The organism is Nitrospirillum guaranorum, assembly GCF_034653275.1.
Classification (GTDB): Bacteria; Pseudomonadota; Alphaproteobacteria; order Azospirillales; family Azospirillaceae; genus Nitrospirillum.
Genome location: NZ_JAYEES010000001.1, coordinates 1,515,506 through 1,541,890 on the forward strand (window position 1 = coordinate 1,515,506; position 26,385 = coordinate 1,541,890).

19 protein-coding genes and 1 pseudogene are annotated in these 26,385 nt (G+C 67.3%); 3 read left to right on the top strand and 17 right to left on the bottom strand.

The genetic code is table 11. From position 1 onward, the window contains the following. Positions 1-206 precede the first annotated feature (206 nt). The 4 genes from UAJ10_RS05970 to UAJ10_RS05985 all read right to left on the bottom strand — a co-directional run bounded on the left by UAJ10_RS05970 (position 207) and on the right by UAJ10_RS05985 (position 6,516). Positions 207-623, bottom strand: a complete 417-nt coding sequence (locus UAJ10_RS05970; protein ID WP_322914437.1) for a winged helix-turn-helix domain-containing protein — start codon at positions 621-623, stop codon at positions 207-209. 105 nt (positions 624-728) lie between these two features. Next, complete coding sequence (locus tag UAJ10_RS05975) at positions 729-869, bottom strand: hypothetical protein (protein WP_322914438.1); 141 nt, start codon at positions 867-869, stop codon at positions 729-731. Between the two features lie 20 nt (positions 870-889). Next, positions 890-3,568 (bottom strand): serine/threonine-protein kinase, encoded by a 2,679-nt coding sequence (locus UAJ10_RS05980; RefSeq protein WP_322914439.1) that lies wholly within the window; start codon positions 3,566-3,568, stop codon positions 890-892. Between the two features lie 101 nt (positions 3,569-3,669). After that, positions 3,670-6,516 (bottom strand): protein kinase domain-containing protein, encoded by a 2,847-nt coding sequence (locus tag UAJ10_RS05985; protein ID WP_322914440.1) that lies wholly within the window; start codon positions 6,514-6,516, stop codon positions 3,670-3,672. 89 nt (positions 6,517-6,605) lie between these two features. Here UAJ10_RS05985 and UAJ10_RS05990 point away from each other — a divergent pair, with 89 nt between their 5' ends. Together UAJ10_RS05990 and UAJ10_RS05995 are read left to right on the top strand one after the other, a co-directional pair. Continuing rightward, complete coding sequence (locus tag UAJ10_RS05990; RefSeq protein WP_322914441.1) at positions 6,606-7,217, top strand: ECF-type sigma factor; 612 nt, start codon at positions 6,606-6,608, stop codon at positions 7,215-7,217. Between the two features lie 286 nt (positions 7,218-7,503). Beyond that, positions 7,504-8,427, top strand: coding sequence for an AraC family transcriptional regulator (locus tag UAJ10_RS05995; RefSeq protein WP_322914442.1), 924 nt, complete (start codon positions 7,504-7,506; stop codon positions 8,425-8,427). A 79-nt stretch (positions 8,428-8,506) separates the two neighbouring features. On the opposite strand, the gene UAJ10_RS06000 is transcribed toward UAJ10_RS05995, so the two are convergent. Further along, complete coding sequence (locus UAJ10_RS06000) at positions 8,507-8,929, bottom strand: hypothetical protein (protein ID WP_322914443.1); 423 nt, start codon at positions 8,927-8,929, stop codon at positions 8,507-8,509. A gap of 35 nt (positions 8,930-8,964) precedes the next feature. Then, positions 8,965-11,466 carry an ATP-binding protein gene (locus UAJ10_RS06005; RefSeq protein ID WP_322914444.1) on the bottom strand — a complete coding sequence of 834 codons (2,502 nt, stop codon included), beginning with the start codon at positions 11,464-11,466 and terminating at the stop codon, positions 8,965-8,967. 245 nt (positions 11,467-11,711) lie between these two features. Between UAJ10_RS06005 and UAJ10_RS06010 the strand changes: the two genes are divergently transcribed. Next, complete coding sequence (locus tag UAJ10_RS06010) at positions 11,712-12,941, top strand: MFS transporter (RefSeq protein WP_322914445.1); 1,230 nt, start codon at positions 11,712-11,714, stop codon at positions 12,939-12,941. Between the two features lie 18 nt (positions 12,942-12,959). On the opposite strand, the gene UAJ10_RS06015 is transcribed toward UAJ10_RS06010, so the two are convergent. From UAJ10_RS06015 to UAJ10_RS06065, 11 genes and pseudogenes are all read right to left on the bottom strand, one after another. After that, a complete protein-coding gene (locus tag UAJ10_RS06015; protein WP_322914446.1) occupies positions 12,960-13,424 on the bottom strand; it encodes a DUF1348 family protein in 465 nt (154 codons plus the stop codon). Positions 13,425-13,456: 32 nt separating this feature from the next. After that, complete coding sequence (locus UAJ10_RS06020) at positions 13,457-13,969, bottom strand: cytochrome P460 family protein (protein WP_322914447.1); 513 nt, start codon at positions 13,967-13,969, stop codon at positions 13,457-13,459. Positions 13,970-13,978: 9 nt separating this feature from the next. Further along, positions 13,979-15,046 (bottom strand): alpha/beta fold hydrolase, encoded by a 1,068-nt coding sequence (locus UAJ10_RS06025; protein ID WP_322914448.1) that lies wholly within the window; start codon positions 15,044-15,046, stop codon positions 13,979-13,981. 112 nt (positions 15,047-15,158) lie between these two features. Continuing rightward, on the bottom strand, positions 15,159-16,586 hold the full coding sequence (locus tag UAJ10_RS06030; RefSeq protein WP_322914449.1) for an aldehyde dehydrogenase family protein: 1,428 nt from the start codon (positions 16,584-16,586) through the stop codon (positions 15,159-15,161). Positions 16,587-16,607: 21 nt separating this feature from the next. Beyond that, complete coding sequence (locus UAJ10_RS06035; protein WP_322914450.1) at positions 16,608-17,399, bottom strand: alpha/beta fold hydrolase; 792 nt, start codon at positions 17,397-17,399, stop codon at positions 16,608-16,610. Positions 17,400-17,428: 29 nt separating this feature from the next. Then, the gene (locus UAJ10_RS06040; protein ID WP_322914451.1) at positions 17,429-18,697 is read right to left on the bottom strand and encodes an epoxide hydrolase family protein; all 1,269 of its coding nucleotides are present in this window, start codon (positions 18,695-18,697) and stop codon (positions 17,429-17,431) included. A gap of 145 nt (positions 18,698-18,842) precedes the next feature. Beyond that, positions 18,843-19,568: a GntR family transcriptional regulator gene (locus tag UAJ10_RS06045; protein WP_322914452.1), complete on the bottom strand. Its 726-nt coding sequence runs from the start codon at positions 19,566-19,568 to the stop codon at positions 18,843-18,845. A gap of 36 nt (positions 19,569-19,604) precedes the next feature. Continuing rightward, entirely contained in the window at positions 19,605-20,489 is an 885-nt protein-coding gene (locus tag UAJ10_RS06050; RefSeq protein WP_322914453.1) for an N-acetylmuramic acid 6-phosphate etherase, read from the bottom strand. Then, on the bottom strand, positions 20,490-22,064 hold the full coding sequence (locus UAJ10_RS06055) for a sodium:solute symporter family transporter (RefSeq protein WP_322914454.1): 1,575 nt from the start codon (positions 22,062-22,064) through the stop codon (positions 20,490-20,492). 108 nt (positions 22,065-22,172) lie between these two features. Then, positions 22,173-24,905 carry a TonB-dependent receptor plug domain-containing protein gene (locus tag UAJ10_RS06060; RefSeq protein WP_322914455.1) on the bottom strand — a complete coding sequence of 911 codons (2,733 nt, stop codon included), beginning with the start codon at positions 24,903-24,905 and terminating at the stop codon, positions 22,173-22,175. 227 nt (positions 24,906-25,132) lie between these two features. Continuing rightward, positions 25,133-26,370 (bottom strand): annotated as a pseudogene (locus UAJ10_RS06065) (cysteine desulfurase). Positions 26,371-26,385: the final 15 nt, after the last annotated feature.

Consider the following 26,385-nt stretch of genomic DNA (forward strand, 5'->3'; position numbering starts at 1 on the left):
CTGTCCGCCCCCCAGCCCTAAGGCCGCTGCACCTGCACCACCTGGGCCGGCGCGCCGTCCTTTTCCTCGGCGATGGCGAACCACCGCCGCCGGTCGGGCGTAGTGACGCCCTGGGCCAGTTGGCGGACAGGGCCGCTAGTGTTCGCCCCCGCACGCCACGGTAAGCGCGAAGGCCAGCGCACCGCGCCTTGCCATCATCATCGGGGTCATCGGAAATTTTGGGGATTGTCGAGCAGGATGCCCACGAAGACGTAGCCCCGGCCCATGATGTTCACGATCAGGCGCCGCCCCCGCTCGCCATCCCGCAGCACACGGCGCAAGGCGACAAGGTGAACGCGCAGCGCCCCCTCATCCACCCGCACGTTGCGCCAGACGTCGGCCATCAGGTCGGCCTTCGACACCACGGTGCCAGCCTGCCGCACCAGGGCGATCAGGATGTCCAGCGCCCGGTCGCCGATGCGCACGCGCTGCCCGCCGTCCAGCAGCAGGCGCGCGCGGGGGAACAGCTGGAAGCCGTCGAAGCGCAAGGGTTCCTCCGCCATCGCGGAGGTGCGGCCAGCACCAGCCGGCCCGCCCTGCCAGTCAGAGGGCCAATCATATAGGGAATGTTCTGCCAAGGTCATCGCGTGCTCCACGGTCCAGGGATCCGGTGTCGGTGAGCCCGCGCCATTCTGCCGGCTCACTCCCATAACCCGGTTTCGGCCTGGATCCGGACATCGCCCGGCGATTTATTTGCGACCGCCGTCCCGCGCCTCCGCCAACGCCGCCTCCGCCGCCTTGATGGCCGGGCTTTCCGGCACGTCGGTCCGGCGGCTGTCCGCCAGGGCCGTCTCCGCATCCTTGATCGCCTGGGCCCTGTTCCCCGCCACCAGCATCACCCGGCTATGGATCAGCAGCAGATAGGCGTGGTCGCGGACGTTGTGATAGGCGACAACCTTGTCATACGCCGCCAGCGCGGCATCGCTGGCCGCGGCCGCCTGGGGAATATCGCCCGCCGCCAACGCGATGCGCGCCCGTCCGCCCCATGCCAGCGCCGGCGCGTTCTGGGTCTCCCCCCAATGGTCCTGCGCGGCGATGACCCGGTCGAGGATGGGCGCGGCGGCGGCGGTTTCCCCCGGTCCAGCAGGAAGCGCGCCCACCGCTCGCCGCTGCGGACGGCATCCATCGTGCTCGACATCTTGGTTTGAAAGATAGTGCTGCTGTGTTCCAGCAGCGCCCGCGCGTCTTCCGTGCGGCCGACACGGTCATAGGCGTCACCCAAATAGAGCTCCGCCCGATATGCGAGGGTATTTTCCATATGATTGGCGCGTATCGCCGCGACAACCGCTTCCAGGATGGGCACCGCCAGCGGCGCCCGGCCCTCGTCAGCCAGACAAAAGGCGTAATTCATCTTCTGGGTCGCGGCCATCAGGTTCGCGTTCAGGTCATCAGGTAGGTAAGGAATATAAGTCGCGAACAAGGTCATGGCCTTATCGCGATCCCCCATGGAATGCGCCATTACGGCTCGATTACCAACTGCGATCCAATAATCAAGATTGCCAACGCCTGTAAATTCGAGCGCGGCTTTCGCCGCTTGCTGATAAGATGAATCGGCTTCGGATATCCTTCCGAGCATTCGTTGTTCATTCGCGATCATCGTATATGACTGAACTATAGCTCTTGGAATCACGACTGAAGTTTTAGGGTCCTTCAGAATGGCCAAGCTACGCTGGTTCAGCGCCAACGCCCCTTGATAATCCCCTTGAAGAAGGTGCATGCCGGCGGCGTTATTCAATGCCGAGTAATAACCTTCGCTACGGGGGGCAACGTCGGCGAACAGGGCGATCGCTTTGTCGAAGGCGGAAACGGACGCCTCGAAATTATTGGAGACGTCCCTCAACTCCTGCCCTTTGAGATCCCACCATTTCGCTCGAATTTCTGAGCGATCCAAACCCGCTTGACTGATCTCCCCGTCCAGATCTTTGAGTGCCTTCTTAAAACTCTCGGCATCATTGCCTGTATTCAGCCAACTCGCCAACTCTATCATGGCGTCCAGATATTCTTTGGAAAGAGGGCCGTAATATTTTCTCGCTTCTTCCACCCCCTTTTCACTAGCCACTTTCCCTTTATCATATTCAGACAAATTGAAATATATGGACGACACCGCCTTAATCAGCTCGGTTTTTAGAGCCACATCATCACCGGCAATACGGTCAATGCGGTGAAAGCCCAAATCGACCAGTTCGGTCGCGGTGACCTGATCCCGTGGCTTGTTGGCCGGGAAATTGGGATCGGCGTCGCTGAACATGTCCTGCAGGAAGGTCTTGATGGCCATGGCCCGCTTGGCCTCACTTTCCGCCCGCACATATTGCAGGCTGATGCCGCCCAAGCCGGCCAGGATGGCGCCCAGCGTTACCGTGGCGGCGGCGATGGGCAGCCGGTGGCGGCGGATGAAGCGGCCCAGCACATAGCCGCGCGCGCCGCCCCGGGCCGCCACAGGCTGTCCGTCAAGATGGCGCTGAAGATCGTCGACCAGGGCCTCCACCGTCTGGTAGCGGCGCTCCGGTTCCTTGCGCAGGGCCTTGGCGACGATGGCGTCGAGGTCGCCCGCCAGGGCCTTGGGCGCGATGGGTGGAGACGACAGGCCGGCCGCGAATTTGGATAATGCCGGCAAAGGCTGACTGACGATCCTGTCTATGATCGCCAGCAACGGCATACCGTCCACGTGCAGCGGACGCTGGTCCACCAGCAGCTCGTATAACAGCATGCCCAGTGCGTAGGTATCGGTGGCCGTGCTGATGGGCGCCCCCGTCAATTGCTCCGGCGCCGCGTAGGCCGGGGTCACCGGCGCCACCTGGGTTTCCAGGTAAGCGCCATCGGTGATCTGCTTGGCGATGCCGAAGTCCAGCACCTTCACCGTGCCGTCGCCCGTCACCAGCACGTTACCGGGCTTGAGATCGCGGTGGACCACCAGGTTACGGTGGGCATGCGCCACCGCCCGGCAGACAGCCAGGAACAAATCCAGCCGCTGGGCCAAGGAGCTGGCATGGTCACGGCACCAGGCGGTGATGGGCACGCCCGCCACCAGTTCCATCACCATGTAGGGACGGCCATCCGCCAGCACGCCACCGTCATAGATGCGGGTGATGTTGGGATGGTCGAGGCGCGCCAGCGTCTGGCGTTCGAACTGGAAGCGCGCCAGGTTCTCCACCGCATCCGCCCGGATGATCTTCAGCGCCACTTGCTGGTCGAACTGCCCATCGGCACGCTCGGCCAAATAGACCTCGCCCATGCCGCCCTGGCCCAGCACCGAGACAATGCGATAGGCACCGACCTGGAGCCCTGCCGCCATGCCCAGCGGGGCCGCCACCGGGGTCGTGCCGTAGGCCGGCTGGTCCAGCGGCGTGCCGTCCTGTCCGGCGGCGGCCAGCAGTTCCGCCAACTCCTCACTCATCCGCGCGCTTACGCGCGCGATACCGCGCAGCATCGTGGTACGCTCGGACAGGGGAAGATCCAGAAGGCGGTCGAATAGCGCCTCCACCTCAGACCACTCGCCGGACAGCTTTTCGGCCACATACACCACGATCACCCCTTCTCATCTGGTGAGCCACGCCCCCATCGCGGCTCAAATCGCGCTTGGGGTCAGGTGTTCTACCCGGCTCCGCGCCGATCCGAAGCATCCTTTGAATTTTATTTTTGGCCGGCGTCTCGCGCCGCGGCCAAAGCCGCCTCCGCCGCCTTGATGGCCGGGCTTTCCGGTACGTCCGTCCGTCGACTGTCGGTGAGGGCGGCCTCGGCGTCCTTGGCCGCCTGGTCAAGGTTCCCCGCCGCCAGCATCACCCGGCTATGGATCAGCAGCAGATAGGCGTGGTCGCGGACATTGTGATAGGCCACGACCTTGTCATAAGCCGCCAGCGCGGCATCGCCGGCCTTGACCGCCTGGGCGACGTCGCCGGCGGCCAGGGCCACGCGCGCCCGTCCACCCCATGCCAGCGCGGGTGCCGTCTGCGTATCCCCCCAATGGTCCTGGACGGCGATGACACGGTCGAGGAAGGGAGCCGCGGCGACCGGCTCCCCTTGATCCAACAGGAAGCGGGCCCAGCGCTCACCGCTGCGCACTGCGTCCATCGTATCCGGCATTCCGGACTGGAAGATGCTGTTGCTGTGCTCCAACAGGCCGCGCGCATCCGCCGCGCGGCCGGCATGATCATAGGCGTCACCCAGGGCAAGTTCGGCCCGGAACAGAATTGGATTATTGAGATGCTTATTCCGTAGGGTCGTCAGAACGGCCTCCAGGATAGGTACCGCCTGAGGGGCGTTCCCTTCATTCACCAGGCATTGGCCATAAGCCATTCTTTCAATGGCGGCCTCGTCGGGGTTTCGGGAAAGAAGGGGAAGTATGCTCTCGAATAGGGCCGCGGCTTTCTCGCGATCACCGGAGAAATGCAGTGTTTCAGCCTGGCGCGTAAGCGCCGACCAATACTTACGGCTGGAGCTTCCCTCGACTTCCAGCGCCCGCTTCGCCGATTCCTGATAAGCGGCATTGGCCTCCGGGATTCTCCCGAGCATTCTTTGTTCGTTGCCTATCATGTTGTAGACCTGGGCCAAGGCACCAGGAATCCCTTCCTGGACATTCGGCTGCTTTAATAAGGACAGGCTACGCTGGCTCAATTCCAACGCCCCCCGATAATCACCCTTAAGGCTGCGGCGCGCCGCCACGTTGTTGAGCGCGTCGGGATAGGCGTCACTATGGGGCGCCACCTCGGCAAATAGGGCGATCGCCTTCTCGTAAGCGGCCGCCCCCTCCACAGGGCTGTTGGCGGAATAGACCAGTTCAGCCCCCTTATGACTCCACCAGATCGCCCGCAGTTCCGTATGGTCCAGACCAGCACGGGTGATGGCTCCATCCAGATCATCGAGCAAGGCCTTGGCGGCGTCAGCTTGACCTACCAAATTAAGCGCAGCAAACAATTCCAGTGCAGCGTATAAATATTCTGGCGACCTCTCGCCGTGATACTTACTTTCCTCATCAACCACCCTCTTAATAATCATAAGCTTCTTATCGTATTGAGACATATTGTAGTATATATTTGACACAGTTATGAGAAGCTCAAGTTTCAGTTCCTCATCGCTGCCGGCGACTTGGTCAATACGTTTTAAACCGAGGTCGACCAGCTCGGCTGCGGTGACTTGGTCCCGGGGCTTGTCGGTGGGGAAATTAGGGTCGGCGCCGCTGAACATCTCTTCGAGGAAGTGCTTGATGATCGTCGCCCGCTTGGCTTCACTCTCCGCCCGCACGGATTGCCGCTCCGCCCGTACATATTGCAGGCTGACGCCCGCCAGCCCAGCCAGGATGGCGGCCAGCGTCACCGACGCGGCGGCGATGGGCAGGCGGTGGCGGCGGATGAAGCGGCCCAGCACATAGCCGCGCGCCCCGCCCCGCGCCCCCACCGGCCGGCCGTCGATGTGGCGAACCAGATCGTCGATCAGCGCCTCCACCGTCTGGTAGCGGCGCTCCGGCTCCTTGCGCAGAGCCTTGGCGACGATGGCGTCCAGGTCGCCCGTCAAGGCCTTGGGCGCGATGGGTGGAGACGACAGGCCGGCGGCTAACTTGGACAGCACGGGCAGCGGCTGGTTGACGATCTTGTCGATGGCCACCAGCAGCGGCATCTCCTCCAGCGCCAACGGACGCTGGCCGGCCAGCAGCTCGTACAGCAGCATGCCCAGCGCGTAGGTATCGGTGGCGGTGCTGACGGGCGCGCCCGTCAACTGCTCCGGCGCCGCGTAGGCCGGGGTCACCGGCGTGGCCAAGGTTTCCAAACAGGCACCGTCCGTCATCTGCTTGGCGATGCCGAAGTCCAGCACCTTCACCGTGCCATCGCCCGTCACCAGCACGTTACCGGGCTTGAGATCGCGGTGGACCACCAGGTTGCGATGGGCATGCGCCACCGCCCGGCAGACAGCCACGAACAGATCCAGGCGCTGCCGCAACGGGCTGCCGTGGTCGCGGCACCATGTGGTGATGGGCACACCCGCCACCAGTTCCATCACCATGTAGGGACGGCCGTCCGCCAGCACGCCACCGTCATAGATGCGGGTAATGTTGGGGTGATCCAGGCGCGCCAGCGTCTGGCGCTCGAACTGGAAGCGCGCCAGGTTCTCCACCGCGTCCGCCCGGATGATCTTCAGCGCCACCTGCTGGTCGAACTGTCCGTCGGCACGCTCGGCCAAATAGACCTCGCCCATGCCGCCTTGGCCCAGCACTGAGACGATGCGATAAACCCCGATCTGGCGACCGGGCTCCAGGCCAGAGGGGCAGCCCCGTTCCGGGGCCCCGTATGCTGGTTGATCCAGCAGCGTTCCTTCCTGCTCGGTACAGGCCAACAGATCCGCCAGTTCCCGGCTCATCTCCGCGCTGATGCGGGCGATGTCGCGCAGCATCAACGTGCGCTCGGCCAAGGGGAGATCCAGCAGGCGGTCGAACAGCGCCTCGACTTCAGACCATTCACTCGATTTATTTGCGGCTAATCCAGTCATGATGGCGTACAACCATTCTCAGTGGGACCCTGCACCGACGCATGAGAAAATAGGAAAATTTTGTATCCCCTGGGCCTGGAGCATGAAGCATGTCGCCAAGAATAGTTGATCTGATCGAACCCAGCGACGCCCCGGCCGTCTTGGCGACGGCGGATGAACTCTTGCCGATACTTTACGCTGACTTGCACCGTGTGGCGCGGCGGGAGCGGGCCCATGGCTGGGCGGGCAACACCCTTCAGACCACGGCGCTGATTCATGAGGCCTACATCAAGATGAGGGACGGGGCGGGCTTCAGCGACAGATCGCATTTCCTGCGCGCCTCGGCCCTGGCCATGCGGCACATCCTGGTCAACCACGCCCGCGGCCGCCTGGCCGCCAAGCGCGGTGGCGGTGCGGTGATCGTCCCGCTGGACGATGACACCGCCATCCCCATAGAGACGAACGATGCCTTGCTGGTTGAGGTCAATGACGCGCTGGCACGGCTGGCGCGGCTGAACCTGCGCCTGGCGCGCGTGGTGGAGTGCCGCTTCTTCGCCGGCTACGGCGATGAGGAAACGGCCCAGGCGCTGGGCGTGACCGACCGGACGGTGCGGCGCGACTGGATCAAGGCGCGGGCCTGGCTGGTGCGCGAGTTGAATGCCGGAGCGGACGCCTTCGACCCAGCGGGCAAAGACGCGGGCGACCCGCCGCAAGCCCGGTGACCGGCGCACCATCGATCGCAACCAGACAGCGTCCACGACCGCGTCCTCCACGCCGGAAAGGTGCCGAAAGATAGGAGGGCGCCGCAGGGCCGTCTTGCAGAAATAGGAAAAATTTGTTGCGAGCGTACAAATTCGGCAACGCCCGTCGCCTGCGCGGATGTTCATGAAAAGCGTGGCTTAACAACTCTTAGTACGACTTAGCGGGCACAGGCCGTCCCCCACCGCCATCATGCGCTACGGCACCTTCCGTCCTGAAGCGGCAAGGGATCAGCGCGATGGTGAAATCATGAGCCCTGCGGACATTTGCGACGGGGGCCAGCCCTGGACCACCCCGGGGCAGGTCGACGTCTTCAACTTGGCGCCGGTGTGCATGGGCGCACCGGGTGGTCAGTATATCAATCGCGCCCTGCGCACCGCCCCCGGCCACGGGATGACGACGGCCAACGCGCCGGCGGACGCCTACCTGCTGGTCATCCAGCTTGGCCACTATTCCTCTGGCGCGGTCGACACCTGGTGCGATGGGCGCCATTTCCTATCGCCTCCCCAAGGCCCGGGCAGCTTTTTCATCAGCGACCTGCACCATGTGTGGGAAGCGGACATCCGCGAGCCTTTCCACACCCTGAGCATGCGGGTCAGCCGGGCCGCGCTGGACGCGTTCGCCGACGAGAACGACATGGCGGTCGGCGCGCTACGGTGCCCCGTGAGCCACCAGCAGTGCGACATGACATTCCGCGGCCTGGCGCTGGCCCTGCTGCCAGCCTTGACCAACCCGGCCGAGGGCGGACCGTTGTTCCTGGACTACACGTTCCGGACGGCGCTGGCCTATGTCGTGAGCCGCTATGGCGTATCGCCCACGTCCCGTCCCCGTCGGGCACCCTGCGGCCTGGCGCCCTGGCAGCAGCGGCGTGTCGCCACCTATGTGGACGAGAACCTGGGCGAACCGATCCTGCTGACCGACTTGGCCCGCGAATGCAGCCTGTCGCCCAGCTATTTCGGCAAGGCGTTCAAGAGCACTCACGGCTGCCCGCCGCACAAATGGGTGCTGAAGCGGCGGATCGAGCGCGCGACCGAATTGCTGCTGGGATCCAAGCTGCCGCTGGCCGATATCGCCTTGGCCGTCGGATTCACCGACCAGTCGCACTTCACGCGCGTTTTTTCCCGCCACATGCGCACGCCCCCCGCGGCGTGGCGGCGTGCCCGCATGACCTGACATCGACGAAGGCCCCGATAGCTGGGACAAACTTAGCGGGCGGCGCCGTCACCCGTCTGCGACCACTGAGCCGTTGCGCTCACGACCAGGGCCAAGCCGACAGCGCGCCACCGCCGTCGGCCGTTCCCGGCAGAGCCGCCAGCATGAGCAGCAACTGGTCGGCGGCACGGAGGTCGGCGGTATCCAGCCCTTCCTGGAACCCGTCACGCAGCGGCCGCAGCAGGGCCAGCGCCCGGGCCGGCTGCTGCTGGTCCATCCACAGGCGGGCGAGGTCGATCGCGGTCCGCAATTCCCATGCCTTGGCCCCCTGCCGGCGGCTCCACGCCAGCGCGTCCTCCAGCAGCGCCTCCACCTCCGCCGGATCGCGGTCCGGCAAGGTCCGCAGGACGTCGGCCTTGACGCGCAAAAGCTCGGGCATGGTGAACAGCTCGCCATTGCCGACGCAGCGATCGATGGCGGCGTTCACCAGATCCAGCGCCTCCCCCTGTCGGCCGCTGAGCATGAGGCCCTGGGTCAGCGCCAGGCTGAAGGTGGTGGTCAGCAGCTCATACCGGGCGGCGCGCAGGCGGGCCAGGCTTTCCTCCAGCCAATCCAGCGCCTCGCCGACGCGGCCCCGCTGGATGGCCAGCTCCCCCGCAGGCCGCCGGTGGCGGCGATGTAGGGGCCCAGGGCGTTCACCTCGGCGGCGCGCGCGAAGTTGGCCAGGCTCACCTCCGCCCTGTCCAGGTCCCCCGCCCACAGGTCAACCGACAACGTCCACAGCAGCGCGATGCAGTGGGTCACCGCGTGCTCCAGCCCCGCCGCCTCGCGCACCGTGCGGGCGGCCACGGCCCGGGCCTGGTCGGCCAGGCCCAGCAGCCACAGCGTGCGGGCCAGCGCGATGCCCGAGCGATTGCGATGATCGAAGCCGAAATAGACCGTCCACCGCCGGTCGGAGGGCATGCTCCGCCGGATGGAGAATTCCAGTTCCTGCCGCGCGCGGGACTGGTCGCCGGCAAGGTGATGGGAAATACCGGCCAGGGAGGCCGCGATGGCCGCCGCCTCCGGCGTGTCGATCACCTCGGCCACCTTCACCGCCATGTCGGCCCAGCCATGGGCCGTCGCGTAGTCGCCGATCCTCTCATGGAAGATCTGCAGACGGCCCAGCAGGCGCAACTGGTTCCAATGGTCGCCCAGGGCGGTGGCGACGGCCAGCGCTCGGCGCAGCGCCGTTTCCGCCGCCTCGCTATTGCCGCGGGTGAACATCAGCGCCAGGCCCAGCGCCGCCTGGATCTCAATCTCCACCGCCGTGTCGCGGTGGCCATCCAGGTGTGCCACGGCCCGCGCGCACCAGTCGCGGCATTCCACCAGAAGGGACATGTTGGTGAAAACCGGCACGCTCGCCGCCGCCAGGCGGACGGCCAGCGCCACGTCGCCGTCAGGACCGAAGCTCCAGTCCAGGGCGCTGCGGATATTGCCCAACTGGCGCGAGAAGTAATGGAAGCGATCCAGGCAGCGCCGGTCGGAAAAGGCCGGCTCCTCCAGCTTGGCGACGAGAAAGGCCGCGTGCCGCCGGGCCACGGCGTGGAAGGAGCGCGGTCCCCGGGCCAGCAGCTTTTCCCGGGCGTAGGCGCGCGTCATTTCCAGCAGGCGGTAGGTGCTGGCGTTGCCCAGCCGGTCGGGGGAGACCAGCGACTTGGTCGTCAGCTCATCCAGGGCCAAGACGGCCGCGTCGGGCGGCACCTCCTCATCCGCCACCACCTGCAGCGCGGCGTCGATGGAGAAAGGACCCAGGAAGACCGACAACCGTTCCAGGGTCAGGCGCTCCGCCTCCGGCAGAAGGTTGTAGCTCCAGTCCAACGTGGCCTGCAGGGTCTGCTGGCGTGGCAGGGCGGTGCGGCGTCCGGCCCAGGCCAGGCTGAACCGCTCCCCCAGCAGTTGGGCCGTGGCCTCCAGCCCATGGGCCGCCACCCGCACCGCCGTCAGTTCGATGGGTAGGGCCATACCGTCCAGCCGGCCGCACATGTCGGACACCAGGCGGACGGCATCGACATCGAAGCGCAGCGCGCTGTTGCCCGCCGACGCGCGCTCCATGAACAGCGCCACCGCGGGATAGGCCAGCAGCGCGTCCAGCGACAGGCCCTCGGCCCCGGTGTCGGGATAGGCCAGAGAGCCCAGCCAATGCACATGCTCCGCCCGCACGCGCAGGGGTTCCCGGCTGGTCGCGACGACACGGACCTGAGGGGCGGCGTCCATGAGACGCTCCACCACCCGCGACACGGCGTCCACCAAATGTTCGCAATTGTCCAGGATCAGCAGCAGGTGTTCCTGCCGGATGTGACCCAGGACGACGGCCATGGGGTCTTCGGACTGGACCAGCGCGCCCAGCGCCCCGGCGATGGCCGAGGCCAGCAGGGCCGGATCCTCCAAGGTGCCCAGGTCGACGAAGCGCACCTTGCCGGCGAACCGGGGCATCAGCATGTGCCCCACCTCCACCGCCAGGGTGGTCTTGCCCACACCGGCGGCGCCCACGATGGTGAAAAGCGGCGTCTCGGGTATGCGGCCCGTCAGCAGATGCACGTCCGCGTCGCGGCCGAAGACGCGTGGCAGGCGGGCCGGCAGGCGGCCGGCGGCCTCCATGGAGTAAAGGCCCCCGTCACGCGGCAGCGGGGCCGCGACAGGCGGCGCCTCGGCCGCCGGCGCCGCGCGCTGCAGGGTGGCGACGAAGGCGTAGCCCACCCCCACCTGGGTCGCGATGTAGCGGGCGCCGTTCTCGCCATCGCCCAGGATCTTGCGCAGGCCCGCCATGTGGAAGCGCAGGCTGCCGTCCTCCACCACCACGTCCGGCCAGACCCGCTTCAGCAGGTCACGCTTGGCCAGCACGCGGCCGGGCTGTTCCACCAGGGCGACCAGCAGGTCGAAGGTGCGACCGCCGATCTCGACCGGGGCGCCATCGCGGGTCAGCAGGCGCTCGCCCACGGTCAGGCGGAAGGGGCCAAAGGTGACGGGGCCGTCCAGTGGCGAACCCTGCACCGGGGGAATTTGGGGAGAGGAAGACATGTCGTTCACAAACTGCCGCCTTTTCGCAGCGCGGTCGAGTCACAAGCCATCGCCAAGGCCACGGTGGGCAGGCCCCGTTCGGAGACGCGCGGACCACAAGGACAAGTGTGTGGTGCGTTCATCCATTCCCCGCAAGTTAGAGCGCGTTAGACCTTGTGAGACATATGAATTCGAACCGGCCGCCCCTATACAGCGAGCCCGGAACATGGTCAGTCTCAGCGATGCGCACGAACTGGTATTGTAAATTGGGAACCAATTCCCGCCGGGTGTTCTGGACCTCGTTCGCGGGGTTCAGCCTGGATGCCATGGATGTGCAGCTGTACGCCTTCATGCTGCCCATCCTGGTGGCCTTGTGGAATTTGACCCATGCGCAGGCCGGTCTGCTGGCCACGGTCACGCTGGTCTCTTCCGCCGCCGGTGGTTGGATCGCGGGGGCGCTGGCCGACCGGCTGGGCCGCGTCCGGCTGTTGAAGATCACCATCCTGGGCCTGGCCATCGCCACCTGCTTTTGCGGCCTGGTCGACGGTTATGCGTCCTTCCTGGCCGCGCGGGCGTTCCAGGGGTTATGCTTCGGCAGCGAATGGACGGTGGGCGCCGTCCTGGTGGCGGAGGCCGCGGCCCCTGAGTTCCGGGGTCGCATGGTGGGGGCCGCGCAGAGCGCCTGGCCGGTGGGCTGGGGCCTGGCCGCCGCCAGCGCCACCCTGATCCCCGCGCTGCTGCCGCCGGACTGGGGATGGCGGGCGCCCTTCATGATCGGGCTGCCGCCCGCGCTTCTTGTGTTTTTTTACCGCAGGCGCCTGGGCGAGACCGAGGCCTTCCTGCAATCACGCGACGCCTTCCCGCAATCATGCGACGGGGCGGCCTGGAACGGCATCTTCTCCGCCCCGGTCCTGTCCTCCACCCTCAAGGGCTGCCTGCTGACCACCGGCATGCACGGCGGCTATTGGGCCATCGCCACCTGGTGGCCGGCCATGCTGAAGGCGGAACGGGGGTTTTCCACCGGCACCGCCAGCCTGTATTTCGGCGCGCTGGTGGCCGGGTCCTTCCTGGGCTACGCCTTCGGCGCCTGGCTGGGCGACCGCAAGGGCCGGCGAGAGACGCTGGCCGGTTTCGCCCTGGGGGCCACCGTGCTGCTGCAGGCCTGCACGCTTTACCCCGTGCCCGACCACGCGCTGCTGCTGTTAAGCTTTCCGCTGGGCTTCTTCGCGCTGGGCATGTTCAGCGTCATCGGCGCCGTCCTGGCGGAACTGTACCCGACGGCGCTGCGCGGGTCCGGCCTGGGCTTCTGTTATAATTTCGGGCGGGGCATGGCCGGCACCACGCCCTTGCTGATCGGCGGCGGCATCCTGGGCCTGGGGCTGCGCCACGCCATCGGCCTGTACGCCACCGCCGCCTACGCCCTGGTGGTGGTGGCCGCCTTCCTGCTGCCCGAGACACGTGGGCGGGAGCTGAGGAGCATGGCGGTGGAACGCTAGGACGGCAGGTCCGGAGGCTTACAGCCCCAGTTCGGACAGCGAGGCGTGGTCGGCGGGCCGGGCACCCAGGCGCCAGCGCAGCATGCGTTCGTGTTCCTGGATCGGGTGCTCGTTCACGCTGGTCAGGCGGCGGCAGATCAGGCCGGTTTCGTCATATTGCCACGCCTCGTTGCCGTAGGCGCGGAACCAGGTGCCGCTGTCGTTGCGGAACTCGCTGGCGAAGCGGACGGCGACGCGGGCGCCATGCGAGGCCCACAGTTCCTTGATGGTCCGCATCTCGATCTCGCGTCGCCATTTTCGGGTGATGAAGGTCCGGATCTGCTCCCGCCCCCACAGGAAGTCGGCGCGGCTGCGCCAGTGGCAGTCTATGCGGTGGCTGAGGACCACGGCGTCGAGATCGCGCAGGTTCCAGCCATCCTCCGCCGCCCGCACCCGGTCGATCCATGTGGGGTCCAGGGCCGACGCCGCATTATGCGTGGTCATGAGCTGTCCTTAAATTCGAGGGCGCGGCCGGATCAGGGCGCGTACCGGGTGAAGACATAGTCCCGGTCGGCCACCAGCGCCTGGTGGCACCCCCAGCAGGTCTCATGCTGGGCCTGGTCGGCCGGCTTGCCGTTGACGAAGCGGCCGAAACCCCAGCCGCCGGTGGCGGCGTAGCGCTTGCTGTCCTTGACCATGATTTGCACCGTGGTCGCCGCCCCGGGGACGGAGGCGGTGGCGAATTCCGGCGACTGGGTATGCTTCCACGCCAGCTTCACCAGGATGGTGCCGTCCGGAAACGGCAGGGTCCCCGCCTGGTAGGCCTTGATGGCCGTGGTGTTGCCCACGATGGCGCGCAGCTCATCCAACGGCGCCGCCTCCTGCGCCGGCGCCACCAGTTGCCAGGCGCGATATCCCTCGGGGATGGTCACGCCGTAGATGGGGGATGCGGCCTTGGGCTGGGTCGCGGTGTCGGACGCCATCGCCGGCACCAGCGCCGTGGCGACCGAGGCGCCGGCCGCCAGTAGCGCGCTTGTGAACAGTCGCATGACGCCCCCTTACATCCTGTCGGCGTCGATGACGGCGCGGACGAAGTCATCGGGCGCCTCCTGCGGCAGGTTGTGGCCGATGCCGCCGGTCACCAGGCGATGGGCGTACTTGCCGGTGAACTTCTTGGCGTAGGCCGCAGGCTCCGGATGCGGGGCGCCGTTGGCGTCGCCTTCCATGGTGATGGTGGGGACGCCGATGGCCGGCGCCTGGGCCAGCCGCTTCTCCAGCTCGTCGAACTGCGCCTCGCCCTCCGCCAGACCCAGGCGCCAACGGTAGTTGTGGACGACGATGCCGACATGGTCGGGGTTGTCGAACGACGCGGCCGAGCGGTCGAAGGTGGCGTCGTCGAAGCCCCACTTCGGCGACGCCAGGCGCCAGATCAGCTTGGAAAATTCATGGGTGTTGGCGGCATAGCCGGCCCGGCCGCGTTCGGTGGCGAAATAGAACTGGTACCACCACTGCAGCTCCGCCGCCGGCGGCAACGGGGCCTTGCCCGCCGCCTGACTGCCGATGAGATAGCCGCTGACCGACACCATGGCCCGGCACCGCTCCGGCCACAGGGCGGCCAGGATGTTGACCGTGCGGGCCCCCCAATCGAAACCGGCGACCACCGCCTGGCGGATGTTCAGCGCGTCCATGAAGGCGATGGCGTCCACGGCCAGGGCCGCCTGCTCGCCATTGCGCATCGCGTTGGGATCGCGCAGGCGCGTCGTTCCATAGCCCCGCAGGTGGGGCACGATCACGCGATAGCCGGCGGCGGCCAGCTTGGGCGCCACCTCGGCGAAGGCATGGATGTCATAGGGCCAGCCGTGGAACAGCAGCACCGGCTTGCCGTCGGCGGGCCCAATGTCGGCATAGCCCACGGTCAGGGGCCCGGCGTCGATCCGCTTCAGCGACGCGAAGGGATCGGCCCCGCCGCCTGCCGGCTTGGCCGCGGCCGGGGTGGTCGCCGCGCGGGCGGGCTCGGCTGTCCCCAGGGTGGCGCCGAAGGTGGCGGCCACGGCCGCCGCGGCGCTGGCGCCCAGCAGCTGACGCCGCCGCTGGTCGATCTTGTCGAAGGGGTTCGTGAGGTTCATGACCAATCACCTTTGATCCGGCGGGGGGCGTCCCGTCCCACCCGCGTTGCGTTTTCGTCAGGGTTCAGGATAGCGATCGGTGCCGGGCAGGCCCGTTATGCGTCGTGAGACCTTATGAGCGTGTCGCGCCGATGACGGCTTTCAGCTCCAGATGCGCCTCGATGCCGAAGACGCCGTATTCCCGCCCCACGCCGGACTGCTTGAAGCCGCCGAAGGGGGCCAGGGGCTCATGGGTCAGGCCGTTGATCGCGACCCGGCCGGCGTCGATGCGGTCGGCGATGGCCCGCGCCCGCCCCATGTCCTGGCCGATGACATAGGCGTGCAAGCCGTAGGGCGTGTCGTTGGCGATGGCCACGGCGTGGTCGTCATCGTCATAGGCGATGACGCACAGCACGGGGCCGAAGATTTCCTCCCGCGCGATGGTCATGTCGTTGGTCACGTCGGCGAAGATGGTGGGTTGGACGAAATAGCCGCGCGTGAAGCCTTCCGGCCGGCCGGGGCCGCCGGTGACAAGCCGCGCCCCCTCCTCCAGCCCCTTGCGGATATAGGCCTGGACGCGGTCGTATTGGCGATGGTTCACCAGGGGACCCAGGATGGTGCGGGCGATCCGTGGGTCGCCGGGCACCACGTCCCGGACCGCCACCCGCAGCGCCTCGCAAAAGGCGTCCACCCGGGCGCCGGGCACCAGGATGCGGGTGCCGGCGATGCAGGCCTGGCCATTGTTGGCGAAGCCGATGGACAGGGCCAGCGCCGCCGCCTTGGCCAGGTCGGCGTCGTCCATGACGATGGTGGGTGATTTGCCGCCCAATTCCAGGGTCACCCGGGCCATGCGCTCCGCCGCCGTGCGCAGGATGGATTTGCCCACGGGCGTGGATCCGGTGAAGGAGATCTTGCGGACCTCCGGATGGGCGGCCAAGGCCTGGCCCGCCACCACGCCCCGGCCATTGACGACGTTGATGACGCCGGCCGGTGCGCCGGCCGCGTGTAGGCATTCGGTGAACAGCCGCACCTGCCAGGCGCTGTACTCGCTGGGCTTGACCACCACCGGGCAGCCGGCGGCCAGCGCCCCCGCCATCTTCACGCTGATGGCGTTGTAGACGCTGTTCCAGGGCACGATGTGCGCGGCCACGCCCACCGCCTGGGCCACCACATCCACCTCATTGATGCGGCGGGTGAAGGCGTAGTCCTCCAGCAGCGTGGCGGCGGCCAGGAAGTTGTTGGCCGCCAGCCCGGCGCGCCAGCGCGCCTGCTCGATGGGCCCGCCATATTCCAGGATGGTGGCCTCGGTCAGGTCGTCGACGCGGCGGCGCACCGCCTCCGCCAAGGCGTTCAGCAGGTCGATGCGTTCCTGCCGGCCGCTGCGGGACCAGCTGGGGAAGGCCCCGGCGGCGCTGGCCACCGCCCGCCGGGTATCCTCCTCGTCCGCCAGGACCAGAACGCCCATGGGCGCTTCGGTCGTGGGGTTGAGCAACAGCAGTTCCTCGCGGCCATGGGCCGGCTGGAACGCGCCGCCGATGTAGACGGTGTCGATGCGGTACATGGGCCTTCCCCTTTCCTGCGATCAGGGCGCCGGACTGGCGGCGGCCTTCTCGATCAGGGCGGCGACGGCGTCGGGATGCGACACCATCACGACATGCGACCCGCCCTTGACCACCACCGTGCCGTGCGAATGCGCCCGTTCCGCCATGAAGGCCAGGGCCTGCGGCGGGATGTTCTTGTCCTTGTCGCCATAGACGAACCAGGACGGGACGTGCCGCCAGGCGCCCTCGCCCGACGCCTCGCCCAGCGCCGCCTGGGCGATGGGCCGTTGCGTCGCGGCCATCAGCTTGGCCTCCGCCGCCGGCACGTCGGCGGCGAACTGGTCGGGAAACCGTTCCTGCTGGATGTAGAGGTCCTTGCCGCCATCCGACAGCGTCACGGCCGGGGCCAGGGTGGGGGCCAGCGTGCTGCCGGGGAACTTGCCGCTGAGGCCGGCCGCCGTCTCCCCCGCTTCGGGCGCGAAGGCGGCGACGAACACCAGGGACTGCACGTTGGCCTCGCCGTTGGCGGCTTCGCTGATGACGGAGCCACCGTAGGAATGGCCGACCAGCACCACCGATCCCGGGATGCTGGCCACCACGTCGGCCACGGCGGCGGCGTCGCTTTTCACGCCGCGCAAGGGGTTGGCGGCGGCCACCACCGGATAGCCGTCCTTTTCCAGGATGCGGATGACGCCGTTCCAGCTGGACGCGTCGGCAAAGGCGCCGTGCACCAGGACGATGGTGGGCTTCGCGGGTTTGGCGGCCGTCTCGGCGGCGGCGGCGCCGGCCGTCAGCAACGCCACCGCGGCGGCGGCGGTGAAGAGCTTCTTCATGATCATTTCCTTGAAAGGGAGAGGGTCGGTCAGCGCAGCGCGCGGAAGGCGGCGCGCACCTCGGCCGTGAACAGCTCGGGCTGTTCCCAAGAGGCGAAATGGCCGCCGTTATTGGCCTCGCTGAAATAGACCAGGTTGTGGTAGCAGCGGTCCGCCCAGGTCTTGGGCGCGCGGTAAATCTCACCGGGGAAGACGGTGACGGCGACCGGCAGCGTCTTGATGTCGATGGCGTTGAAGTTGTTGGAGTGGTCTTCCCAGTAGATGCGCGCGGCCGAGGCACCGGTGCGGGTCAGCCAGTAGAGCGAGATGTCGTCCAGCATCTCCTCCCGCGTCAGCACGCGTTCCGGCTGGCCGCCGCTGTAGGTCCAGGTGGCGAACTTGTCGTACATCCAGGCGGCCAGACCGGCCGGGCTGTCCAGCAGGGAATAGCCGATGGTCTGCGGCCGCGTGACCATCATGTCGGCGTAGCCGGAGCTGTCGCGGTAAAAGGTTTCCAGCGCGTCGAACGCCGCCCGTTCCTGGGGCGTGAGCGACGCCGGGGCCGGGCCGCCGGCCTTCAGGATGGCCGCGATCTCCTTGGGCACCGTGCCCGGCATGTTGAGGTGGATGGCCATCAGGCCGGGGACGTTCTGCAGGGCCATGCGCTGCGAAATGACGGAACCGCAGTCACCGCCCTGCGAAACGTAGCGCTCATAGCCCAGGCGGCGCATCAGCGTGCCCCAGGCGCGGCCGACATGATCGGAGCCCCAGCCCTTGGCCGAGGGCTTGCCCGAAAAGCCGAAGCCGGGGATGGAGGGGATGACCAGGTGGAAGGCGTCGTCGGCGCTGCCGCCATGGGCCGTGGGGTTGGTCAGCGGGTCGATGACCTTCAGGAATTCCAGGATGGAGCCCGGCCAGCCATGGGTCATGATCATGGGCAGGGCCTTGGGGTGCCGGGACCTCACATGGATGAAGTGGATGTCCAGCCCATCGATCTGGGTGATGAACATGGGCAGGGCGTTCAGCTTGGCCTCAAGCTTGCGCCAGTCATAGTCGGTGCCCCAGGTGCGCAGCAGCGACTGCATGGTCGCCAGCCGGACCCCCTGGCTGTCGTCGGGCACGGTCTCGGCCTCGGGCCAGATGGTGGCGTTGACGCGCCGCTTCATCTCGGCCAGCGCCTCATCCGGGATCTGGACCTTGAACGGGCGGATGGCCTCGTCGCCCGTGGCGGCCCGCACCGCGCCGGGAAGGGTGCCCAGGGCACCGGCCGCCGCCGTGGCGGCCAGGAAATGTCGGCGTGTCGCCGGGGGGAAATTCATGGATCGCTTCCCTTTTCCGCAGAGGATGGTCCCACGGCGGAATCAGTAAGCGAGAGGCGGATGCGGCGCCTGTTATGGCTTGTGATGCGGTATTGGCGGCTGTCAGCCGCGTCCCGGATTCACCGCAGAAATTGGTGGACGACCCTCATTCGCAGCGCAGGTCGCTCATGAACTCATAGCGGTCGCCGCGATAGGCCGAGCGGGTGAATTCGACCGGCGTGCCGTCGCCCAGGCGGGTGACACGCTCGATGCGCAGGACCTCGGCATTCTCCTTGACCGAAAAGATGCCGGCCTCCGTCGGTGTGGCGAGCGAGGCGCGGATGCGCTGCTGGCCCTTCACCGGGCGATAACCGTGGGTGCCGAGAGCCTCGTACAGGGAATCGCCCAGTTCCTCCAGCGCCGGCAGGAAACGTGCCGGCACCACCGCATGCTCTATGGCCAGCGGTTCCCCATCCGACAGGCGGATGCGGCTCAGCCGCGCCACCTTGGTCACCACCGGGATCTCCAGCATCGCCGCCTCATCCTCCGTGGGGCTGGCGTAGGCCTTCATCATCCAGATGACGCCGGGCTTGTCGCCGCGCCGGCGGGCATCGTCGCTGAAGCCGCTGAGGAAGGCCGGGGCCTCTATCCGGGGCGCCACGAAGGTGCCCGACCCGTGCTTGCGGAACAGCAGCCCTTCCTCGATCAACTTGTCGATGGCCTTGCGGATCGTCACCCGCGACATGCCGGTCAGGTCACTGAGATTGCGTTCCGACGGCAGCGCGTTGCCGGGGTCGATGCCGCCCGACGCGATCTGTTCCCGCAGTTTCCGCGCGAGCTGCAAATAGATGGGGGTGCTGTCGTCGGGCTGGGGGGCCAGTTTATCGCGCATTGGGATCACACGTCGAAAAATGGGGAGAATTACACGTTAAAGGGGGCCATGGGCCAAGGCCGACTTCAGGTCTTTGGGATACAGCGACAAGAGTGCGTCGGCCTCCGCCGGGGGACGGCCCGAAGCGACAAGGACGGCCTTGCGGATGTTATAGTCGGAAACCTTCAGCGCGTCCTCCGCCTCTACTTCGGAGGCACCCGTCAATTCCTGTACGATACCGCAGGCACGGCGCGCCAGCTTTTCGTTGGAAACACGCATGTCCACCATCAGGCCACGGTAGACCAAGCCTAATCTTAGCATCATTGTCGTGGATAAAAGGTTAAGGACCACCTTCTGCGCCGTGCCCGCCTTCATGCGGGTGGAGCCGGCGACGGGCTCGCCCCCCGTCTCCGCCAGGATGGGGTGGTCGCTGGCGCTCAGCAGCAGGCTGCCGGGATTGTTGGCGATGCCGATGGTCAGGGCGCCGGCCGCCCGCGCCGCCGCGATGCCCGCGACGGTGAAGGGCGTGCGACCGCTGGCGGCCACGCCGATGGCGACATCGTTGGGGCCCAGGGCCGCCGTGGCGATCTGGGCGCGGGCGTCGGCTTCGTCATCCTCCGCCCCCTCCACGCTTTCTGTCACGGCCAGGGTGCCGCCGGCCAGCACGAACACCAGGCGGTCGGCCGGCCAATTGTAGGTGGGGGTCAGTTCCACGCCGTCCTGGACGGCGATGCGGCCGGAGGTGCCGGCGCCCATGTAGACGATGCGCCCGCCGTCCCGCAGCCGGTCGGCCGCCGCCTCGCTGGCGGCGGCGATGCGGTCCAGCTGGCCGTAGACGGAGGACACGGCGGCGAGCTGGCCCTCCAACATCGCCTCCAGCGCGACCTTGGTCGGCCATTCGGCGATCTCGACGAAGCGTCGGCCGTAGGTTTCGGTGGACATTCAAATCTCCTGAAGGCGCGCGCGCCGCGCGGCGCCATCCGTCTGGCGGACGGCGCGCCCGCACGCGCATAGGGCGAAGGCGGCCAGCGTTCCAACGCACAGCTGCCACGGAAAGGCGAGGGTCTGCAGGCCCGCCGGCAGGGACAGGGCCCGCGCCACGGCCGGCTGCAGCGCCAGCACGACGACGAAGCCGCCGGCCAGCGCCACCATGACCGAGACGCTGGAGCCCCGGTTGGTGAACAGCGCGGTGAAGTAGACGCCCAGCAGCCCGGCATAGGCGAAGTTCATGACCGACAGCACGAAGTCCAGCAGCGGCGCCCGGGTGTAGTGCTGCCAGTAGTAGGAGCCTATGGCCATGGCCAGGGTGGCGGCGCTGACCGCGGCCATGCCGAAGCGTCCGGCCATGACGTAGTGGTGCTCACCGGCCTGGTGCCGGGCGGCGTGCCAGGGGCGGTAGAAATCCTGGATCAGCACCGACGACATGGCGTTCAGCGCCGACATGGTGGTGCCCACGGCCGTGGCGATGACGCCGATGGCCATCATGCCGCGGATGCCGGCCGGCGCCTCCGTCAGGATGAAGTGCATGAGGACGGTGATGTCCTCGCCCTGGAAGGCGCGGGCCGGGCCGGCGCCGGCCGCCGCGGGCCCGCGATAGAACAGGTAGAGCAGGCTGCCGATGGCGATGAACAGCCAGACGATGGGGATGGCGGCGGCAATGGACAGGTACAGGCCCTTGGCGCTGGTGCGCGCGTCGCGGCAGGCCAGCAGACGCTGCGTCGTGTCCTGGTCCAGCGCGTAGTTGCCGATGAACAGCAGCACGATGCCGGTCAGCGACGCCCACAGGCTGAACGGGGCGGAGAGACTGGCCGTCAGATCGAACAGGCGCAACTTGTCACGCCCGTCCGGGGCCGCCGACAGGGTCTGGACCATGTCGCCCAGCGGCATGTCCAGGCGGTGCAGCAGCAGCAGCGTGATGCCGATGGCGGCACCGACATAGACGATGAACTGCAGCAGGTCGATCCAGACGATGGCCTTCAGCCCCTTATGGAAGGCGAAGAGGAAGGACGCCAGGATGAGAAAGGCGGACGCCACCGAGACATTGACCGCCGTGACCTCGCCAAAGATGATCATGGCCACGGCAATGGCCGCCAGGTACAGGCGGGCGCCGCCGGCGATGATGCGCCCCACCAGGAACATGCCGCCCGCCGCCTTCATGGCCGGCGGCCCGAAGCGCTGGCCCAGTAGCTCATACACCGTGGTGACGTTGTTGGCGTAGAAGCGGGGGATGAAGACGTGGGCGACGATCACCACCGCCAGGAAGGCGCCCAGGAAGGTGCTGAGATAGGTGAAATCGCCGCGATAGCCGAAGTCGGGGCCGCCCAGGAAGGTGGCGGCGGACTGGGTGGTGGCCAGGACCGAGATGGCGGCCAGCCAGGCCGGAACCTGTCCCGACGCCAGGAAATAATCCCGGGCGTCGCCGCTGTCCTGCCGGTTGACGGCATAGCCCACGCCGGCGATGGCCAGGAAATACAGGCCCACGACCGCCCAGTCCAGACCCGAGAAAGCGCCACTCATGCCACCCCCAACACCTTGCCCCCTCGACACGGGGGGGACCCTTCGATTTGCGGCCGCCGGCGGGCACCGCCAGACGGCGATGCCCGCCACGTTCCCCTTACTGGCCCCTTACTGGCGGAACGTCAGCGCGATGGAGAACACGCGACCCTCGACATTGTAGGTGTCGGGGAAGGTGTTGAACACGCCACCGGCGACGAAGGGTGGGTCCTTGTCCAGGATGTTCTGGATGCCACCGGACACCGATATGTCCTTGGTCAGCTTGTACGAGCCCGTCAGGTCGAAGTAGTTCTGCGCCGCGATGGTGCCGTTCTGCCCCGGGGCGCTGTTGCGCACCGAACCGATGCGCGTCCAGGCCAGGCGGACCATGGCGTCGTCGAACAGCCAGCTGACGCTGGCGTTGTGGCGGTAGTCCGGCTGCACCAGCGTCGTGCCGTCGCTGGAGCAGGTGGCGCCGTAGGTGCCGGCGCATTCCAGGGTGGCCACGGCGGCGTTGGGCTGGAACAGGTAGGTCGAGACGATGTTGGCCTGGTAGGCGAACTGGAGGCCCGCGCCGGGCAGCCATTCCGGCTCCACGAAATAGGTCATGCCGATGTCGAAACCCTTCTGGTCCAGCAGGCCCAGGTTCTGGTTGTTGACGTAGGCGTTCGCCAGGTGGCCATTGGTCGGGTTGCGCGACACCAGCTTGCACAGCGGGTTGTTGGCCGTCGGGTTGGTGATGTAACAGCTGGTCAGGGCGTTGACCGGCTGGATCACGCCGATCGCCCCGGTCAGGTTCAGCTGGTAATAGTCGACCGTGACGTTCAGGTGGGGGATGAAGGTGGGGGTGATGACCGCCCCGATGGTCTTCGTCTGGCCGGTTTCCGGCTGAATATTGGCGTTGCCGCCGTAGTAGTACTGGCCCTCCAGGTAGGACGGCGCGAAGGAGTTGGTGGAGCCCACGGCCGGCGCGCCGAAGCGGGCGCACTGGGCGGCGTTGCCGGTGCCCAGCACGCAGGGATCGCCGGCATAGCGCGGGGCCAGGCGGGCCACCGTCACCAGGTTGTTGAACGGCAGGGACGAGGTGGCGGCGGCGTATTCGCTGAAGTTCGGCGTGCGGATGACGCGCTGCATGGTGCCGCGGAAGCGGATGTTGTCATCCACCGTCCAGGTGAATTCGCCCTTGGGCGTGCCGTCGGCCCCCCACAGCGAGTATTCTGAGTAGCGGTAGGCGCCGCCGATGTCGAAGCCCTTGATCAGCGGCAGGTCCTTCAGGACCGGGACCAGCAACTCGCCGTAGATTTCCTTCACGTCGAAGCTGCCGCTGTAGGCGGCCTGCACGCCCTGGCGGAAGGTGTTGCCCGTCAGCAGGGCGGAATCCTGGGTATAATTGCCGGTCTCGTTACGGTACTCATAGCCCAGCGAGAAGCCCACCGGGCCCGCCGGCAGGGAGAACAGGTCGGCCGAGGTGCCGCTCAGCACGCCAGAGCCGATCAGCTGGTCGCGGGTGCGGTGGAAGGCGTCAAAGGTCAGGCCCAGCTGCTTCACGCTGGACTGGTTGGGCCCGAAGAAATCGATGGTGTTGGCCAGCGAGGCGACGTTGTTCACGCCGGCGGCGCTGGTGACCAGGCCGTCGCCGGTGATGGGCGAGTCCTCGGTGGAACGGCCGTACTGCACATAGGCGTCCCACTTGATGTTCTTGGTGATGTCGCCGCGCAGGCCGGTCTGGATCTGCTCCGTCTCGCGGTCGGTGTGGTAGGTGATGAGGCCCAGTTCCGCCAGCGAGCGGGTGATGCGCATCTGCGCCGTGCCGTTGACGAAAGTCAGCTGGTTGGCGATCTGTGGCGTCAGGAAGGGATTGTTCTGGCTGATGGAAACGACCTGGTCGATGGACGGCGGATTGGGGCCGGGCGTGCCCGACTCCTCCGTCTTCGCGCGGGTGTACATGGCGCGGCCATAGAGTTCGACGTTGTCGAACAGGTCGTAGTGGTAAAGTGCTGTGGCGTTGTAGCGGTTCAGCGGCTCGATCAGCGGGTATTCGCTGCTGATGTTCGAGGTGGCCGACGGGCTGGTGGTGAACTGGCCGCCGCTGTCGAAGCCGAATTTGCGCCCGCTGGCCACGTCGGTGAAGACGCCGCCCACGTTGGGGATGGTGCTGGCGGGGGTCAGCGCCCATTTGCGCGACCCCGAATCCACCTCATCCCGCTTGGTGTAGTTCAGGGCGACGACGACGTGGCCGCGGCCATTGTTGATATTGCCGCCGAAGGTCAGGTCCGCGCCGTATTCGGAACCGCCATGCTGGGCGCTGCGGTCGGTGACCGTGCCCTCGATGCCCTCGAAATCACGGTCCAGGATGAAGTTCACCACGCCGGCCACGGCATCGGCGCCGTAGACCGCCGCAGCACCGCCCGTCAGCACGTCCACCCGCTTGATCAGTGCCACCGGGATGCTGCCGACGTCGACGGAGTTGCGGAAGCTGAAGGGGGTCGCGCGGGTGCCGTCGATCAGCACCAGCGACCGGCTCTGCCCGAAGTTGCGCAGGTCGAAGACCTGGGCGCCGAAGGCGTCGCTGCCCTGGGAGGAGGCGCGCACACCGCCCGCCAGCTGCGGCAGCTTGGTCGAGAAATCCTGCACGGTCAGCGCCTGCTGCAGGCGGATGTCCTCGGACGAGGTCGATGCCACCGGGCTGGCCGCCGTCAGGCTGGGCCGGGGAATGCGCGTGCCCGTCACCACGATTTCTTCCAGGCCGGAATCCGCCGGCTCGGCACCGGCCGTGGCGGCGGATTGCGCGTAGGCGTTGCCGGCCAGCGCCGGCAGGAAAAGCAACGGTGCCGCCAGCGCGGCACGCCAATGTTTGTTCCGCATGCTCCAAGCCCCCCCTGTTTTTTTGATCGCGGACATACCACTTTGCGGTACGCCTCAGACCAATTAATACCAATCGAAGCCAGGTAGCGTCAAGCGCCTCGTTGCAGTTTTCCTACCATACCAGCAGGAAATAGCAGGATTCTCGACAGTTTCGTGCCCGGGAGAAGGAGGTACCACCGGTGGATGGACTCTAGTGGTCTATACCACTGCCAGCGACCGGCCGCCGGTCAGCCCAGCATGTCCCGCGCGGCCAGCAGCGCGTCGGCCAGGCGGTCGACCTCGGCCGTCGTGTTGTACAGCGCGAAGGAGGCGCGGCAGGTGGCGGTGACGCCGAAGCGGGCCAGCAGCGGCTGGGCGCAATGGGTGCCGGCGCGCACGGCGACGCCGAAGCCGTCGAGGATGGTGGCCACGTCCAGGGGATGGGCGCCAGCCAGGGTGAAGGCCAGGATGGGCCCCTTACCCGCCGCCGTGCCGATCAGGCGCAGCGAAGGAATGGCGGCCAGGCGCCGCTGCGCGTGGGCCAGCAGGCCCGCCTCGTGCGCGGCGATGGCGGCGGGGCCCACGCCGCGCAGATAGTCCAGCGCCGCCGCCAGGCCGATGGCCTCGACGATGGGCGGCGTTCCAGCCTCGAACCGGTGGGGCGGGTCGGCGTAGGTGACGGTGTCGCGCGTCACCTGGCGCACCATCTCCCCCCGCCCAGCACGGGCGGCAACCGCCGCAGCCACGCCGCCTTGCCATAGAGGGCGCCGATGCCGGTGGGACCATAAAGCTTGTGCCCCGTCAGGACGTAGAAATCGACATCCAGGTCGCGCACGTCCACGCCCAGGTGGACGGCCCCCTGTGTGCCATCGGCCAGCACGGGGACGCCCCGGGCGTGGGCTAGGCGCACGATGTCGCGCAGCGGCGTCACCGTGCCCAGGACGTTGGACATGTGGGTGATGGCCACCAGCCGCGTCCGGGGTGTCAGCGCCCGCTCCACCGCGTCCAGCGACAGGCCGCCATCCTCGCCCACATCCACCCATTTCAGCACGACGCCATGACGCTCACGCAGGAAATGCCAGGGGATGATGTTGGCGTGATGCTCCATGACCGAGAGCACGATCTCATCCCCCGGCCGGATGACGGCCTCGCCAAAGGCGCGGGCCACCAGGTTGATGGCCTCCGTCGCCGACTTGGTGAAGACGATCTCCTCCACGCTTTCCGCGTTCAGGAAGGCGCGCACGCTGTCCCGCGCCCGCTCGAACCCGTCCGTCGCCCGGTTGGCCAGGGTGTGGGACCCGCGATGGACATTGGCGTATTCGGCGTAGATGGCCTGGGTCATGCGGTCCACCACCGCGCGCGGCTTCTGCGCCGAGGCGGCGTTGTCCAGATAGACCAGCGGCCCGCCGTCGACCCGCAAGGCCAGGATGGGGAAGTCGGCGCGCAAGCGGTCGACGTCATACGGGGTCGCCACTGTACCATCCATCACCCGTCTCCCCTC